At 52.7% G+C, this 16,772-nt stretch carries 16 protein-coding genes and 1 rRNA gene; 3 read left to right on the forward strand and 14 right to left on the reverse strand.

Annotated elements, in window-relative coordinates:
• A 16S ribosomal RNA gene (locus tag D3P09_RS13480) occupies positions 1-93 on the reverse strand; the annotation flags it as partial.
• A 414-nt stretch (positions 94-507) separates the two neighbouring features.
• On the reverse strand, positions 508-1,389 hold the full coding sequence (locus D3P09_RS13485) for a nucleotidyltransferase-like protein (protein ID WP_120110853.1): 882 nt from the start codon (positions 1,387-1,389) through the stop codon (positions 508-510).
• A 164-nt stretch (positions 1,390-1,553) separates the two neighbouring features.
• Between D3P09_RS13485 and D3P09_RS13490 the strand changes: the two genes are divergently transcribed.
• Positions 1,554-1,907, forward strand: coding sequence for a YgzB family protein (locus D3P09_RS13490; RefSeq protein ID WP_120112417.1), 354 nt, complete (start codon positions 1,554-1,556; stop codon positions 1,905-1,907).
• A 72-nt stretch (positions 1,908-1,979) separates the two neighbouring features.
• Here the strand turns inward: D3P09_RS13490 and D3P09_RS13495 are convergent, their stop codons facing one another.
• The 11 genes from D3P09_RS13495 to D3P09_RS13545 form a co-directional block, all read right to left on the reverse strand.
• Positions 1,980-3,713 (reverse strand): glycosyl hydrolase family 18 protein, encoded by a 1,734-nt coding sequence (locus D3P09_RS13495; protein ID WP_243644160.1) that lies wholly within the window; start codon positions 3,711-3,713, stop codon positions 1,980-1,982.
• A 118-nt stretch (positions 3,714-3,831) separates the two neighbouring features.
• Positions 3,832-4,263, reverse strand: a complete 432-nt coding sequence (gene perR, locus D3P09_RS13500; RefSeq protein ID WP_120110856.1) for a peroxide-responsive transcriptional repressor PerR — start codon at positions 4,261-4,263, stop codon at positions 3,832-3,834.
• An 80-nt stretch (positions 4,264-4,343) separates the two neighbouring features.
• Positions 4,344-6,389: a DUF4097 family beta strand repeat-containing protein gene (locus D3P09_RS13505; protein ID WP_120110859.1), complete on the reverse strand. Its 2,046-nt coding sequence runs from the start codon at positions 6,387-6,389 to the stop codon at positions 4,344-4,346.
• Positions 6,371-7,078, reverse strand: a complete 708-nt coding sequence (locus D3P09_RS13510) for an MgtC/SapB family protein (RefSeq protein ID WP_120112419.1) — start codon at positions 7,076-7,078, stop codon at positions 6,371-6,373. The genes D3P09_RS13505 and D3P09_RS13510 overlap by 19 nt, the downstream gene beginning before the upstream one ends.
• A 143-nt stretch (positions 7,079-7,221) precedes the next feature.
• Positions 7,222-8,661 carry an Asp-tRNA(Asn)/Glu-tRNA(Gln) amidotransferase subunit GatB gene (gene gatB, locus D3P09_RS13515; protein ID WP_120110861.1) on the reverse strand — a complete coding sequence of 480 codons (1,440 nt, stop codon included), beginning with the start codon at positions 8,659-8,661 and terminating at the stop codon, positions 7,222-7,224.
• 42 nt (positions 8,662-8,703) lie between these two features.
• Positions 8,704-10,161: an Asp-tRNA(Asn)/Glu-tRNA(Gln) amidotransferase subunit GatA gene (gene gatA, locus D3P09_RS13520; RefSeq protein WP_120110864.1), complete on the reverse strand. Its 1,458-nt coding sequence runs from the start codon at positions 10,159-10,161 to the stop codon at positions 8,704-8,706.
• A 32-nt stretch (positions 10,162-10,193) separates the two neighbouring features.
• Positions 10,194-10,481, reverse strand: coding sequence for an Asp-tRNA(Asn)/Glu-tRNA(Gln) amidotransferase subunit GatC (gene gatC, locus D3P09_RS13525; protein WP_120110867.1), 288 nt, complete (start codon positions 10,479-10,481; stop codon positions 10,194-10,196).
• A gap of 204 nt (positions 10,482-10,685) precedes the next feature.
• Positions 10,686-11,066, reverse strand: a complete 381-nt coding sequence (locus D3P09_RS13530; protein WP_120110869.1) for an ATPase — start codon at positions 11,064-11,066, stop codon at positions 10,686-10,688.
• 129 nt (positions 11,067-11,195) lie between these two features.
• Positions 11,196-11,936, reverse strand: coding sequence for a GTP pyrophosphokinase (locus D3P09_RS13535; protein WP_120110872.1), 741 nt, complete (start codon positions 11,934-11,936; stop codon positions 11,196-11,198).
• Between the two features lie 202 nt (positions 11,937-12,138).
• Positions 12,139-13,149, reverse strand: coding sequence for a Gfo/Idh/MocA family protein (locus D3P09_RS13540; protein ID WP_120110875.1), 1,011 nt, complete (start codon positions 13,147-13,149; stop codon positions 12,139-12,141).
• Between the two features lie 37 nt (positions 13,150-13,186).
• On the reverse strand, positions 13,187-14,029 hold the full coding sequence (locus D3P09_RS13545) for a sugar phosphate isomerase/epimerase family protein (protein WP_120110878.1): 843 nt from the start codon (positions 14,027-14,029) through the stop codon (positions 13,187-13,189).
• A gap of 173 nt (positions 14,030-14,202) precedes the next feature.
• Here D3P09_RS13545 and D3P09_RS13550 point away from each other — a divergent pair, with 173 nt between their 5' ends.
• A complete protein-coding gene (locus tag D3P09_RS13550; protein ID WP_120110881.1) occupies positions 14,203-15,108 on the forward strand; it encodes an AraC family transcriptional regulator in 906 nt (301 codons plus the stop codon).
• A 173-nt stretch (positions 15,109-15,281) separates the two neighbouring features.
• Positions 15,282-16,052: a cupin domain-containing protein gene (locus D3P09_RS13555; protein ID WP_120110883.1), complete on the forward strand. Its 771-nt coding sequence runs from the start codon at positions 15,282-15,284 to the stop codon at positions 16,050-16,052.
• Between the two features lie 102 nt (positions 16,053-16,154).
• On the opposite strand, the gene D3P09_RS13560 is transcribed toward D3P09_RS13555, so the two are convergent.
• Positions 16,155-16,736: an SMI1/KNR4 family protein gene (locus D3P09_RS13560; protein ID WP_120110886.1), complete on the reverse strand. Its 582-nt coding sequence runs from the start codon at positions 16,734-16,736 to the stop codon at positions 16,155-16,157.
• Between the last annotated feature and the right edge of the window lie 36 nt (positions 16,737-16,772).

Here is a 16,772-nt window from a genome sequence, read left to right on the forward strand (position 1 = left end):
AGGAGTGCAAGCACTCCATCAAGTCCGCTCGACTTGCATGTATTAGGCACGCCGCCAGCGTTCGTCCTGAGCCAGGATCAAACTCTCCATAAAAGTTAGTTTGACTTGCTCAATAACGTTGTTGCTTCAAAATTTCTCATCACCAGCAAGCTGATGTTGTAAACTTTGTATCGATTCAATCTTGCGATTGTATCGGGCAGTTTCGCTCGTTGTTCAGTTTTCAAAGAACAATTACTTATCTTTTGTTTCTTGTTTGTCAGCCGTTTCTCTCAGCGGCGACTTTTATAATATATCACAGGTGCCTATCTTATTGCAAGTACTTTTTTTCGACTTTCGACATTTTTTTAATCATGTCTGTTTTCGATATTTATCACTCGCAAAAGCGGCGAGTTCTAATGTATCACAGAGACCTAGAACTCGTCAACACCAAACGACATATTTTTTTCAGTCCTTATAATAAGCGAGACGCCAAGCCCCTTCGCTCAGCGTCTCTCCCATTTTAACTTCCTATGATGTGGCGGCAATCATGTATCTCAGCTCAAGGGCTCCAGACTCCTTGGGCTCCTGCATAATGGCGACTTCCCTGACATATGCGCGCTTGACCAGCTTATGAATGACAAGGGACAGCTCGATTTGCAAAGGACTGATCGACGGGTGGTTTTGAAGCTCCCCAATGCTCCAAGGCTCTTCACGGCTATTCATTACATTCAATAGAAGCGAGCAGCATACTTTCATCTTGCTCATTACGGAGAATTCGCAAGCCAGCATAACTAGCTGCACCCTTTGCTCCAGCGTCTCAGGACTCGCCGTCAGCTCTTCATACAACTTATATACGCCGGGATGTACCCGTCTGAGCTGCTTCCATACGGTAAGCTCCGGATGTCTTCCTTCTTCTATAAGCACAATATGCGCCCAATGATGTAGTGCAGTCAGGATATGACTGTAAGCATCCAGCAGATTGCCATCCAATAGATCCTGTTTTGCCTGCAAGTACGTTCTCAGAAATCCGGTAAACTCGATAAATTGCTTTTGCTCGCGCATGGACTCAGGAAACAGAAGCAACCTTTCACGTACGCCTGCCAGATAACCGTCGCGATCCAACCATATCTCCCCCCGCACTAACCATTCAATAATATTGCGATTCTCGCCGCCTGTAATCCACATATCCAGTTCATCTCGATGTACCAGTCGAATAAGCGCTCGTTCATCATCCAGTTGAACATGCTCCGCGGATTCCACGTCTACATATCGCTCGGTCACGAGAAGCACTAACATATCTAAACCATCAATAAGCGGGTTATAGGAGTACGGGTTTTTGATGACAGATATGGCCAGCAATCCAGGCAGTTCCCGATAGGTGTCTATTACATGCTCTCTGATATGCTCCACTGGGTTCCTCCGTATAGCTAATCGAAGTAGATTAAGCTATAATAATAATCTACAGATTTATTCCTTTTCGACAAACCGGATGCACATTCCTGCTTTCCGATGTAGAAATTGAGTCTTATTTTCGTAAGCCAATAGTCACAGGAAGGGTATGAATAATGAAAAAGATCTTTTTTAAATCGGCAAAAATCAATGAATTCCGCCTTTGGGGACTTGTCTTTACGCTGGTCGGCATGGGAATTATGATACTGGGAACCGCCGGTATTGTCCTGTGGGGACAAGCAGGCAAAATCATTGCCGGAATCTTCATGGTATTCGGCATGATCTCGCTGCTCATCAGCGTAGCTGTCTACTTCTGGGCCGGCATGATGTCGACAAGCGCGACCATGCTGCAATGTCCGGAATGCGGAAGGCAGACCAAGATGCTGGGCAAAACCGACCGCTGCATGTTCTGCCGTACCATCCTTACGCTGGACCCGTCCCAAGCGACCGATCTGAATGCAGAAGAAGCCAAAGCATAACTCAAGCGACTACATAACAAGACCTCCGGGCGATTACGCTCGGAGGTCTTTGTTATATAATGAGATATTCAATTATGGCATCTTGGTCAACGCTTCATCAATAGCGCCCCATATCGAAGGCGTCTGGAACGTACGCTGCCAGGTTGCTACACCGGCTAAATTATATTTCCGCGCAAGCTCCACTCTTGACTTCATCGACATCTCGTCCTCAATCCAGATCCGCTTCAGCGCGCCATCTTCTTGATACTCTACATAGTTCTGGCCAGCGGCTTCATCCAATACCGGCTTCAGCTTCTTCTCGCTGATGATGGATTTCATCGTCTCCATGCCAATGGCCTTCGAGGAAACCTTCACCGCTCCGGTCTCGTCCTTCTGCTCTGTCCAGACCCTTGTGTACAGCGGCATACTCAGAATAAGCTTGCTTGCGGGCACGCCGTCTTCCTCCAGAATACGGGCAATAGAACGCTCAACCCATGGCAGCGAAGCGACGGAGCCAGCCTTCGGACTGGAGCCCCAATGCTCATCATAGGCCATTACCATCATATAATCGACGACTTTGCCCAGCGCAGGACGATCCAGGAAGACCGACCACATCTCGCTGTTCGACTTCGGCGTCACATCGATCGAGACGACCAGTCCCTGCTCATGGAGCAGCGGCGTCATTTCCTTCACGAATTGAACCAGATTTTCTTTATCCTTCGTATATACGTTCTCAAAATCAATATTGATCCCTTGCAAATTGTAGATCTTGGCGAAGGCAAGCAGCTGCTGAATCATCGAAAAACGGGATTCCACGGTAGACAGAGCTTCCGTCGTCTGCTTCGGCTCAAAGCCGTTGCTGAACAGCGCCCACACCTGGTAGCCGCGATTATGCGCCCATTTCACGTAAGCCGGATCCGCTTTCCCCTCGATCGTGCCTTTGCCGTCCGTCAGCTCGAACCAGGTCGGACTGACCACGTTGACGCCTGGCATCTCCCCGATCTTGGCCGTATCCGTCTTCCGGTTATAGACCGCTTCCCAGGTCAGATTAATCTTGCTGCCCATGACCTTCCAAGGAATAAAGGCCTCCGGCTGCTCGCTCTCGGGGATCTTGTCGATCTTCGTCAGCCTAAGATCCTTCTTGTTCATATAACCGACATGACCAGCTGCGTTCTGAACGAGCATCCAGCCGTCGACTTCCTCCCAAATCCGCACGGTCTCGCCTTGACCAATCTTGAGCAAATAAGGCTCTCTAATGGAAGGCGCGACGCGGATGGCCGCGCCATCCTTTGGCGTAGCTTCCGCCAACTGAATCGTATCGGCTTCGCGCACGATCGTGATGATCGAGCTTGTCTCGTCGTATTCGGCATGGAGGCCGAACAGCTCCTCCAGCGGCTCAATCGGAATGTAGACGGTACCCTCTACCACTTCCGCCGCGATCGTGAGCTTATAATCGCTTTGATTCATGATGCCGGTCAAAGCATCCGTCTTCAGCCGCAATACTTTGTGCGCCGTAGTCATGACAAGCGTCTTGGATTCTTCTTCATAATGAATTGGCTTGTCCTCTCCAAGCAGTTCTTCCAGAAGCGGAAGCGGAAGCTTCACAGCTCCGTTGTCAATAACAGCCCCATACCCCGTATCCTTACCGGATACGATGATCGGATTCGCGGAGCTGTAGCTCGGCGCCTGATGCTCGTTGCTTGGGATAAACTTCATATATCCGAACCACCCGAAGGTAATAATCGCCGCAGCAAAAAACAACATCAGCATCAGGCCGCAGCCGCCTCTTCGTCTCTTGCGGGTTGCGCGCCCTGCATTCGTCTCCAATCCCTCACTCTCCAATCCGCGTATTGAATGAAGTCCTCTCTCAAACAAAAACGTGCAGTGTAGCGTATGATCGCTTCCGGCACGTTATGTGTAAGAACTTATCTAGTTTATATACGTTTTATTTCACGGATGTGTTGCAGGAAGAACACAAACCGTATATTTCCATCCGATGACCTTGCACCGTAAATCCCGTCTCCTTCGAAGCGGCTCTCTCCACTTCAAGCAGCGGCGGGTATCCGAAGTCGACAATTTGCCCGCAGCTCTTGCAGATCGCGTGGTAATGATCGGACAAATCCGCATCGAACCGGCTTGAGTCGTCGCCATACGTAAGTTCACGCACTAAGCCAGCTTCTACAAACAATCGGAGATTGTTGTATATGGTCGCTACGCTCATGCTCGGGAATGCCGGTGAGAGCGCTTTATAGATCTCATCCGCAGTAGGATGAGACTTGGAATCCATCAAGTAGCTTAATATGGCGTGACGTTGCGGGGTCATCCGGACGCCATTCATCTTCAGTTGCTCTAGTGCCAATTGAACGCTGGCTGCCATTCCCCTCACGCCTTTCTTCATTGTAGTTATTACTATTGTACGTTCACGTTCGCAAATTTGTCAATGAATGCGCCAATCGCCTAAAGGCCCTGACCATGTATCGATATGCTGTTCGTCGCATTAATATGAATCCGATAATCTCCGGTTCCGATGACTCCGCGCAAGGTTTTGCGTGTCTGGACAAGCGGAAGATCGGTCGTAATATTGCCGAAAGTTACCGATCCGTATACGGTGTAGCTGCCGCTGTAAGGGATGCGTAGATTGATCTCTCCTACAGAGCTGTCGAGATCCCAGTTGCCTCCGACAACCGGGCTGTCGATCTCCACGTTGCCGTTCAGCGTACTCGCTTTAATATCCATGGCAGCATTCGAAATCCGGATTCCGCCGTTCTTGGTCTCGGTATCAAGATCGCCATATATATCGATGAGTTCAAGATTTCCGTTCAAGGTGCTAGCGTAGACATCGCCCGCAGCTGACTCCACCCGGATGCTGCCGTTTTTGGTAACGAGACTGCTCTGGCCGCTAATGGAACTTGCCTCGAGGCTCGCATTGACGCCTTCTACCGAAATATCGCCATGTATGGCTGTCAACTGCACAAGACCGCTGCTGCTACGGACGGCAACGCCGCCTTTTGCATTCACATCCATAACGACGACCGAGCCGTTGCCGCTGTTGATGTTCAGCTTAAGCTCTCTTACGCCCGGCGCCCTCTGCTCCTCCGAATCAAACGAAGCATCCGTACCGGCAGGCGGCACAGCGCCGTCTTGCTCTGCATCGTCTTGCGCTGTACCGGAATCATTCGACGAGCCCTCTTCTCCAGGAACGATACCGTCAATTTCCGACGGCGCCCCCGTCTCTTGCGCGGTGATGCCAGCGTCTTGCGAATTCTCTTCCGCATTCAAGCTTGCTTCATCGCCATCGGCAGCATTGCCGGATACGCTGCCGCCATCCGCTTCTTGCTCTTGGCCGCCATCAAGCGGTTCCTCGGGAGGCGGCGGAGGGCCCATAAAGTCCTCCTGCGGCACTTCCAGCTTCGGCACAATAATCTCTACATTCATTTTGGGCAGCCGATTGCCGTTCGCGCCATAGGCCTGTCCCTTTCCCTCCAGTACCGTCTCCGCGCCGGGAACGGCATGAAAGATGGATTGGTCCGCAATCGACTTGGCCTCCGCCTCATCGGTCAGATCGACCCACACCGTCGCATGGATCTCAATCTCCTTCACTTCGCCCATGCGAACATGGATATCGCCATTGGCATTGTCAATTCGCAGGGACTCCACACTCTCGTCGAAGGGAACCTTCATCACATTTTTATCAAAACGGAATCCGTTCTCCTCGGCATATTCCTTCCGGCCGTTCAAATCCACGTTGAACTGATCCAGCCATTTCACCGGGAAGTCCGCATATTGCGTAACCCCATAAGCCGTCACCGCAATAACCAGGGAGGCGGCAATGCCCGCCGTATCGAACCGAAGTCCCGCAGCCTTCCGCTTCAGCATCGTGCTGTACAGCATAATCTCGATGCCCAGAAGCACAAATACGGCCGGCCACCAATCCTTAAGCAGCGCGATGTCATTGCGGCCCCGAAAATGGTCCCACAGCAGCAGCCCGCCGACAGCCAGCAGAATGACGCAAGCCGTTAACCGCCCCAGCTTGAACATAAGGCTTTCTCCCTTCCTTGTTGCGCGCAGCCATAAGAGCGAGGCCGTGATCAGCAGCGGGCCTACCGACCACTCCGCCAGCTCGTTCATCCACGGCAGCAGAATAGCGGGCGGCTTCAGCAAAACAAGCATAAGCGCGCCTGCAAGCGTCAGCCAGATGCCATCCTTCAGCCGCAATGAAATGCCTGCCTGCTTCTCCTCGCCGCTGAATTGCAGCACTTCAAAGACGCTAATAAAATAGAAGACCGGCAGCAGCAGCACCAGATATACAATGAGGAGAAGATGCCTTCCGCCATCAGAGTCCGCCAAGCGGAAGATCGCTACATAGTCGAGCAGCAAAGCTGCAAGCAGAAGAAAGCCTCTGGCATATTGCCCGCTGCGCATATGGCCGAGTCCCGGCAGCGCAAAAGCAAGCAGGACGGAAAGCAGCCTTCCGGCCCAAGGTTTTATTCCGAGCTTACCCAACGTATGCCCTCCAGTTTCTTCAGTTCGTCCAGCAGCTGCATCAGCTTCTCGTTCTTTCGCTGCGGCATGATCACATGCAGCACCAGCTTGGTCAGCTTTTCATCCCGCTTATCGCTGTCCGCTACGTCTTCCATATACATTTTTTTGATGACCACCTTGCGATGATCGAATACGCTGTTCAACTGGTTCATCACGGATGACAGATCTGCGGCATGGACGCTGATGAGTTGTTCCTTTTTAGCTTTAATATACCGCTTCTCCAATTTGTTAAACAGCCATAGCGTTAGCAAAACCATCACCGTCACGCTAGCCGATGCAAAATAAAACCCGGCGCCCACCGCAAGGCCGATCGCTGCTACGACCCAAAGCGATGCCGCAGTAGTCAATCCCGTAATCGACTTGCCTGTGAACAAGATGGTGCCTGCACCCAGGAAGCCTACGCCCGTTATAACGGCAGCAGCCAGACGCGCAGGATCGACGCGCACATTCGGCTCCTCGACAAAATCCGAAAATCCGTAAATAGACAGAAGCATCAGCAAGCAAGCCCCGAGACATACCAATATATTCGTCCGCAAGCCTGCCGCGTGATTCGACTGCTCCCGCTCCAGCCCGATCAAGCCGCCAAGCAGCAGAGCCAGCGACAAACGGATTAAAATATCCACTTCATCAATAAACCATGGATTATGCAACGCACTCAATGTCATCATCTTGGGTCTTGACCTCTCATCCTGTATTCTAAGCACCTTACCCCTGCCTACCTCATCATATGCGGCAAAAGGCGCGACTCATCTCTATTTGATGAATCGCGCCTAACAGGATAAAGGGTCAATCGTTATTGAAGACGCTCAAGCAACAGCTTGTTGACGAGTGCCGGGTTCGCTTTGCCCTTCGTTTCCTTCATAATTTGTCCCACCAGGAAGCCGATAGCCTTCTCCTTGCCTGCGCGGAAATCCTCGACAGACTGCGGATTCTTCTCGATGACAGCGTCGACTATAGCCAGAATCGCGCCTTCATCGCTAATTTGAACAAGTCCTTGCTCCTCTACAATCTGCTGAGGAAGCTTGCCGCTCTCCAGCATGGACTTGAATACGGTTTTGGCGATTTTGCCGCTGATGGTGCCCTTCTCCAGCAAGCCGATCATCTCGCCAAGTCCTTGTCCGGTAATCCTCACATCGGACAATTCCAGGCCGTTCGCATTCAGGTAGCCGAGCAAATCGCCCATAATCCAGTTCGAGACAGCCTTCGCGTCCTTCGTATAAGACAGGCTCTCCTCGAAGAAGTCTGCCAGCTTCTTGGAAGCGGTAATGACCTCAGCGTCATAGGCAGGCAGTCCGTAGTCTGCCGTATATCTCGCCTTGCGCGCATCCGGAAGCTCTGGAATGGAGGCGCGCACGCTTTCCTTCCACTCTTCGCTAATATGAAGACGCACCAGATCCGGATCCGGGAAGTAGCGATAGTCATGCGCTTCTTCCTTGCCGCGCATCGAGAACGACTTGCCCGCCGCATCGTCGAAGCGGCGCGTCTCTTGCACGACTTCGCCGCCGGCGTCCAGAATCTCCGCCTGGCGGAGCTGCTCGTACTCCAGTCCGCGCTGCACGCCGCGGAACGAGTTCATGTTCTTCAGCTCGGCGCGGGTGCCGAATTTCTCTTGTCCGTAAGGACGAAGGCTGATGTTGGCGTCGCAGCGCAGGCTGCCCTCTTCCATCTTCACGTCGGACACTTCGCAGTACAGCATAATCGCTTTGAGCTTCTCCAGATACGCCTTCGCTTCTTCCGGGGTGCGGATATCCGGCTCAGAGACGATCTCGACCAGCGGCGTGCCGACGCGGTTGAAGTCGACCAGCGATGCGTATCCGCCGTCTACGTGCGTCAGCTTGCCCGCGTCTTCCTCCAGATGAAGGCGCGTAATGCCGATGCGCTTCGTCTCGCCATTCACTTCGATATCAATCCAGCCGTTCTCGCCGATCGGCTGATCGTATTGCGAGATTTGATACGCCTTCGGCGAATCGGGATAGAAATAGTTTTTGCGGTCGAATTTGCTGACGTCGGCAATGGTGCAATTCAGCGCCATAGCAGCCTTCATCGCGTATTCAACAGCCTGGCGGTTCAGCACCGGCAGCACGCCGGGATGACCGAGGCATACCGGGCAGGTATGCGTATTCGGCGGAGCGCCGAAGGAAGTGGAGCAGCCGCAAAAGATTTTGCTGTTCGTATGCAGCTCGACGTGCACTTCCAGCCCGACGACCGTCTCGTATTTGTTCGATACAGACATTCTTATCGTTCCTTTCCTGAGCGTCCCTCTTGTACGCGATAATTACAGCTGCGGACGCAGCTTGTGATGGTCGGTATGAGCCTCGAAGGCATGAGCGGCGCGAAGCACCGTCGATTCATCGAATGCCTTGCCGATAATCTGCAGGCCGATCGGCAGTCCGTCAGCCGTTCCGCATGGAACGCTGATCGCAGGAATGCCGGCCAGGCTGACCGGAATGGTGCATATATCGTTCAAATACATCGTAAGCGGATCGCCGACTTGCTCGCCGATACGGAAAGCCGGAGTCGGAGCCGTCGGTCCGATGATCAGGTCGTATTGCTTGAAGATGTTGTCGAAGTCGCCTTTGATCAGCGTGCGCACCTTCTGCGCCTTCAAGTAGTATGCATCATAGTAGCCGGAGCTAAGAGCGTACGTGCCCAGCATGATGCGGCGCTTTACTTCAGGACCGAAGCCTTGGCTGCGCGACTTGCGGTACAAGTCGATCAGGTTGTCCGGATTGTCAGCGCGGACGCCATAGCGGACGCCGTCAAAGCGGGCAAGGTTGGAGGATGCCTCCGAAGAAGCCAGCAGATAGTACGTCGCGATCGCATAGTCAGTATGCGGAAGCGATACCTCTTCCCACGTAGCGCCCAGTGATTCGTACACTTTCAGCGCGTTCATTACGGCTTCCTTCACGCGCGGGTCAATGCCGGCGCCAAGGTATTCCTTCGGAACGCCGATGCGCAGGCCCTTTACGTCGCCTGTCAGAGCCGCCGTATAATCCGGAATGTCGATATTGGCGGATGTGGAATCGCTGGCGTCATAGCCGGCGATTGCCTGAAGCACATACGCCGAATCCTCGACATTCTTCGTCAGCGGTCCGATCTGGTCCAGCGAGGACGCAAAAGCGACCAGGCCAAAGCGCGATACAAGACCGTAAGTCGGCTTAAGGCCTACGATTCCGCAATAAGCAGCCGGCTGGCGAATGGAGCCGCCTGTGTCGGAGCCAAGCGAGAAGTAGACTTGTCCTGCCGCTACGGAAGCCGCGGAGCCGCCGCTGGAGCCGCCCGGCACATAGTCCGTATTCCAAGGATTGCGGGTCGGATAATAGCTGGAATTTTCATTCGAGCCGCCCATGGCGAACTCGTCCATATTCAGCTTGCCGATCGTAACCGCGTCCGCGTCCTTCAGCTTGCGGGCCGAGGTAGCGCTATAGATCGGATTATAATTGCTCAGGAATTGGCTTGCGCAAGTCGTCAGCAAGCCTTCCGTGACGATATTGTCCTTAATGCCGGCCGGAAGGCCGAACAGCAGCCCCTTCTCGCCGCCTTGCTGCAGACGGTTGTCCAGTTCGCGTGCCTCTGTGCGGGCGCCGTCCTCATTCAAGGTCAGGAACGCCTTAATCGATTCGTCCGTTTCCTTGATTCTCGCGTAAGACGCGTCTACGAGCTCCGTTACGGACAGCTCCTTGTTGTTTAGCTTGTTATGTACATCCTGCAGGCGTAGGTCAAACAGTGCCAACAGTAGCTCCTCCCTTCAAATAAAACCGTAATTTATTCAAGCACCGCCGGCACTTTGAATTGACCGTCTTCCTCATCTGGCGCGTTAAGCAGCACCTTCTCGATCGGAAGCGATTCTTTCTGCACGTCGTCACGCATGACATTCGTAATCGGAAGCACGTGGCTGGTCGGCTCCACGCCGTCTGTATCCAGCTCGTTCAGCTTCTCTGCATATTTCAATATCGCGTTGAGCTGCTCAGTGAACTGGGCTTTCTCCGCATCGCTCAGGTCCAGACGGGCCAGATTGGCGACATGCTCAACATCCTTCAATGTAATGCTCATCAGGGTACTCTCCTCTGCAAAAGTCATTCTTTTTATTATAGCCTACATATGCTCCGGTCAGCAATGATAGGGATGAATCGCAACCCCGCTTCAAAAGCAAAAAGGACGAAAGAGGCTGCATGCCTTCCTTTCGTCCTTCCGCTTATGCAGGCCGCTGCCAGATGCAGCCGTCGCTCTAATGCTTCTCCGGGATACTTCCCGGTATTAAATCCAAGCCTTCAAATTTACCTGACGGATAAAGTCCTCGCGGCTGATAGGCTCCTTGCCCGCCTGCTCTTCCTCGACTTCTTCCTCATCGCCCTTCATAATCCGGTTGAACAGTTCCTCATTATGCGTCGCAAGCGCATAATCGATCAGCGACTCCCGCTCGATGCGGTCCACTTCCAGTTGAATCAGCACCTCTTCCAGCTCCACGTCCTCGTCGGGCACCAGAAAATTGCGATTCGCGTTCGGTACGCGCACCACATAGTCGAATACATTGTCGGCATTGCGGTCATACGCGATTATATAGCCATACTCCCCAATAGGGAGCTTCTGTTCGAATTGGTCAGCCACTATGACAACCTTGGATCCTAGCTGCAGCATAAGTCTCAACCCCTATTTCATCGTTGCTGTGCTTCTTACTTTTCTATTATCCTACTAGAAATTAATATCCATGTCCAATAGGAGAATCATAGAGAAGAGATCCAGTCAGCGGCGGAATCGGACGAGCGTCTAGTTCTCTTCTCTTCCAAGCTCTAGCAGCGCGGAAGGCAGCTTGAACTGCTGGTTGCCCATCAGCAGCCTGGTCAGCTCCTCGGCTCCGTCCTCACCCTGCGTTTCCTTAATGACAGAGATCTCCCGGTGCAGGCGCTCCATCTGCAGATCCAAGCGGTTGGCCGAGTCTGACGCCTCCTTCAGCTCTTGAAGAAGGCTGCCCGGCACAGACTGATTGTATTTGTAAAATATCTTATGCTCCAGGCTCGCCCAGAAGTCCATCGCTATCGTACGAATTTGAATTTCAACGCAGACGCTCTCGCGGCCGTCCGACATGACAACCGGAACCTCTACGAGAAGATGAAGGCTGCGGTAGCCGTTCGGCTTCGGATTCTGGATGTAATCCTTCTCCTCATTGACGCGCAGATCGAATTGAGTAGTCAGCATATCGCGAATATGGTAGATATCCTTAATGAACGAGCAAGTAATGCGAAGACCTGCAATATCTTTAATATTATCCTTAATATCGTCCAGCACGAACGGAATGCCCTTGCGGCTGATCTTCCTCATAATGCTCTCCAGCGACTTGACTCTGGACTTGGTATGTTCAATCGGGTTGTAATCATGAAGGAATTGAAATTCTTCTTTCAATATTTCGATCTTGGTTTCCAGCTCGTTCAGCGCGAATTGATACATCATCATAAAGCGTGTAACTTCATTCTTCATCTTCTTGAACTGTTCGAATTGTATTGGTTTCATAACGAATCTCCCTCTATAGAAGCGGCGATGCCGCCCATCACTTCGGATGAATCCATCTTAGTATGAATGAGACCGCAATTGCAAATAGAGCAGCCGGATGCATCCTGCATATGGAAGAAGAAAGGGCATTCCGTGCTGCAGTCTGGCTGCAGGCGGAATGCCCTCCTATCATATGCAATAGCCTTTGCTGCCTCCCGGCGAGCTACACTTTCACAAGCGCTCCGCGATTGTCCGCGGAACGAATCTCGGCCTCCACGATCTCCAGCGATTCCGCCGCGCTCTCCGGCGAGCATACCGATACCGGCTGACCCTTCGATACCGCATCAAGGAAGTACTTCAGCTCGCGGTAGTAGCCCATATCCGCCGGCAGCTCCGCAAGAAAGCCAGGCTGATCATTCGGATTGACACGCAGCTGATCTCGCTCGAAGATCAGATTGCCGCCTTCAAAGTTGATGCGGTATGACATCGCGAAGCCGAAGTCGCCTTGAAGCGTCCAGTCAGCCTGCGCGTTCAGCACCTTGCCGTCCGCATAGATATAGTTGGTCGATACGCTGTCATAAGCGCTGCCTGGAATGACATTCCGCGCGATAGAGGATACCTCATCCGGCTTGCCGAACAGCCAGTTGATCATATCGGTATCGTGGATATGCATATCCAGCATGCACCCTCCGCTCTGCTCCCCGTTCAGGAACCAGCCCTGCGGCGTTCCGCTGCCGCGGAAGAAGCTGCCGGACAATACGCTGCCGAAGCGGCCGTCCGTCACGCATTGCTTGGCATATTCATAAGCCGGCCAGAAGCGGAGACATTGCCCGATCATTAAGGTGCTGCCTGTGCGCACAGCCGCCTCGGCCATGCGATGCGCCTCGGCGGACGTGCGCGCAATCGGCTTCTCGCACAGCACATGAATACCGCGCTCAAGCAGCGAGACCGCCAAGTCGGCATGAAGCGGCGTCGGCAGCGTAATGCTGACCGCATCCAGCTCCTCCTTCTCCAGCATATCGTCAATGCTTTCGTACAACCGGTAAGGCGACAAGTCGTACACGTCCTGCGCAGTTGCAATATTGCCCCATGCCGATGCATTCTTCAGCTCTTCGATGCGCAGATCGCAGATCGCAATCAGCTCGACCTCCGCGCCTTCCTGCATGAGCCGCACATAATTATCGAAGTGCATCCGTCCCATAAAGCCAAATCCGATAAGTCCTACTTTCAGCATCTTCATCTCTCCTATTCCTTTAATATTCAACTGGCCGTTAGCTGCGGCCGAGAATCGCATCCATCGATTTGGAAGTATTGAAAATAATCTGGTCCGTATGATGGGCATATGGCGGAATCATCTCAGCTGTGACATATCCGTTATAGCCGATCTCGCTCAACGCCTCGACAACTGCAGGATAATCGACGTCCCCCGCGAGAAGGTCCACAAATCCATGCAAGCCGCCGGCCTGCCTTCTATAGTCCTTGAAATGAACTTTCTTGATCCGATGACCCAATATCCGTATCCATTGCTCCGGATAACCGCTGTGCACGACATTCCCCACATCGAAGTAGGAGCCGACGTAAGGCGTATTATGCGTGTCGATGAAGCCGCGAAGCTCCAGCGGCGAAAGCAGGAATTTGTTCCATACATTCTCGATCGCGATAGCTACGCCCGCAGCCTCCGCATGCGGCACCAGCCTCGCGATCGCCTCCGACGCCCGATCATACGCCTTGTCATAGGACACGACCTCGGAGCCCGGGATAAAATCGACGCCTACCGCGCCAGGTATAACCAGAATGGCGTCCACTCCAAAGGCTGCCGCCAGCTCTAACTGCTTCTTGCATATATCAATGGCCTTCTGACGCTTCTTCTCATCCTCGCTCGTCATGGCATAATCCCAATATAGTCCCGTCGCAAGGCCTGCAATTTCAAGCCCCTCATTCTCCAGCATCGTCTTGATGCCAACAACTTCCTTGTCGGTCGCATCAAGCCCCAATTCCCCAGTCTCATTCAGCGACAGCTCCAGTCCTTCGAAGCCGGCTTGCTTGGCAATCCTTGCACATTCCTGAATGGTGCGGTCAGCCCGGAACGACCAGATGTTGATCCCTTTCTTCATCGGTAGTTCTCCTTCCTCTTTGTCGGATTCCGTTCACTTGTAGGGAACGGTTGTTCATGCCATAATACTTTTATAATAATCGCTTATGAAGCATTATTCTTTAGCAGGAAAAGTTATTATTTGCACAAATCCGTTCAATCTCATACTAGGTAAGAGCAGAGGAGGAATACCCTATGGAAGCACACCAAAGCAGCTTTCCGCTGCGCCGCCAAGCTCCGGTCAAGGAATGGTCGCCGCGCATCCATTACGCCCAATTCCAGCGGATGCCGACCGGCTCGCTTCCCGAGAGGCGCATCTACGACTTCGAGCTGCTCTATGTAAGCCAAGGCGAAGCCGTAACGACAATGGGGGGCCAGCGTCACCACTTGTCAGCGGGGCAGCTGATTGTGCTGCCGGCAGGCGTCTATCACCGGAATGAAGCGGTATCCAGTCCGGATACGCGATTTCTGGGCATACACTTTGACTTCTTCGATGAGCTTGATATCCAGACGGAAGCCGATATGATTGTGAATGATGACCATGTTCAGCCCAGCCGATTCGCCCATGAAGCGGTAGCCAGCGGCTTTCAGCCCTTGTCGCAGCAGCCCGTCTATACGCCAACGCTCGCCTGCGTGCAGCTGATGGAGCAGCTGGTGCAGGAATTTACGCTTCGCCCTGCCGGCTATGAGCTCGCATGCAAGGCGCTGATGCTGAACATTCTGACGCATCTGCTTCGGCTGCAGCAATCCCGCTCCCGCTCGCTCGCTACGCAGTACAGCGGCAAGCTGATGGACATTATCGACGAGATGGAGCGCAATCCGGCCAGGCTATGGACGAATGCGGGCATCGCCGAGCGGATGAACCTGAGCGTCGATCACGCCGCCAAGCTGTTCAAGCAGATGACGGGCTTGCCGCCCAATGAATTTCTGCACAATGTCCGCCACCGCGAGGCGCGCCGCCTGCTTCGCGAAACCGATCTGTCCGTGGAGCAAATCGGCGAGCAATTAGGCTATTCCGGCATTCACTACTTCAGCCGACTCTTCCGCAAGCATGAGGGCATATCCGCCACGGAATACCGCAAGCTGTCCCGCGTGCTGTAGCCGAATTCCGGATACATGCTTCTAGTCAGCAAGACTAATGTTTTCTGCAATCGCGCAGAAGCTGTTCCTTGGCCACGGATTCCGTATTTTCATAGGGCATTTATCACACCCATCTAGGCTGGCACATAGAATAATCCTGTCAAATTCGATTCCCGAAAGGCAGGTACCAGGTCATGGCAGTCTCCTATATGGATTTCACATCACCAAGCACGCAATATACTTATACATTGTCCGACAATCCTTTTTTCCAAAAAGACGCCCAAAACTTCATCAATACGCTGTCTGTCAATCAATTAAATACACTGGGCAATGCATCGCTGCTTGATATTTTCCTCAGCAAAGACAATGTGGTCGAGCCCCATATCCACCAGAACGCAACCGAGCTTGTCTATTGTATAACCGGCGGGGCAGTCGTATCGCTGATCAACCCTTTTACGAAAGAGCTGCTGAATTTCACGATCGGGCCCGGCCAAGTCGCCAATGTGCCGCAGGGCTGGTGGCATTACGAGATTGCCAATCAGGACAATACCCATCTGCTCGCCATCTTCGACGCTCCAGTGCCGGAGGTGATCTTCGGCTCGGATATCCTGCGTCTTACGCCTGCTCATGTATTGGCTCATTCGTATTGCCTCGATGAGGCGAAGGTGAAGGATACACTCGCCCCGATTACGGACAGCGTCATTATCGGACCTCCCGCTTCCTGCTCTAAGCAGAATGCCAGCGGGATGCAGCCCATGGGCTATCCGATGGGGCAGTTGATGAATCAGGGCAATTATGGCAGCATGAATACGTCCCAGACAACGCCTGCGCCTTACCAGCAAGGCAATCAGAATCAGACCTACCATTACCCTTATCGTCCAATCAGCGAAGAAACCGTGAGCAGCTATACACCGCTGGATCAGCCCTTTCATCCCATTCCGTTCCTCTACCGGAGATGGGGGTAACAAAGGCTCCGCAGCGCCCGCTGAATCAATCAAAAAGGAGCTGCGCCACACCAGTGACGCAACTCCTTTGTTTATTTCTTTTATGAGAAACGGACAGCATGCTCACACAAAATAGAGGTCGTCAAACGCAATCACGTCATCGTCAACGGTAAAGCGATTGGTCTCCAGACGTTTTAATATTTCAAGAGAAAACTCCTCAAACGACTGGGCAATGACCTCTTCATAGCTCATGCCGGAATGAAATTTAAACACCTGTCCGATACTGCCGTTCACCCCGGGGTCCAAATCCAAAATCAGATGCGAGGAACCTTCATATTCGGTAAACGGAATCCACTTCCTGCTCCAGATCAGCGGCTTGATGCGATCCTCCCGGACCCAATCCATTTCATCTTCATCCTCGAACATATCACTCAGCATGGACCAGGTTTCAATCATATCCGGAATCGGCAAAAAAGAATTATAGCCGATAAAGGGCACAAGCTCATGCTGACCGTTCCATACCGATAAGTAACGCCGGAAGGCGTCAGGCAATTGAACGTTCAAAGCATTCTCCAATTGAGTGATCTCGTTCTCTGAGGCAGGGGGGTTAACCGACTCGTAAATCGGATGAGACACCGCCTCGATATGCTCTAATATGCTGGCCCAGACATCCTTCGCCACCTGCTTATCACCGCCGCTCTTCATAGTCTACACCTATGGGCAAGGCGTCAATGCTGCTCC

It is taken from the genome of Paenibacillus pinisoli, assembly GCF_003605435.1.
GTDB lineage: Bacteria > Bacillota > Bacilli > Paenibacillales > Paenibacillaceae > Pristimantibacillus > Pristimantibacillus pinisoli.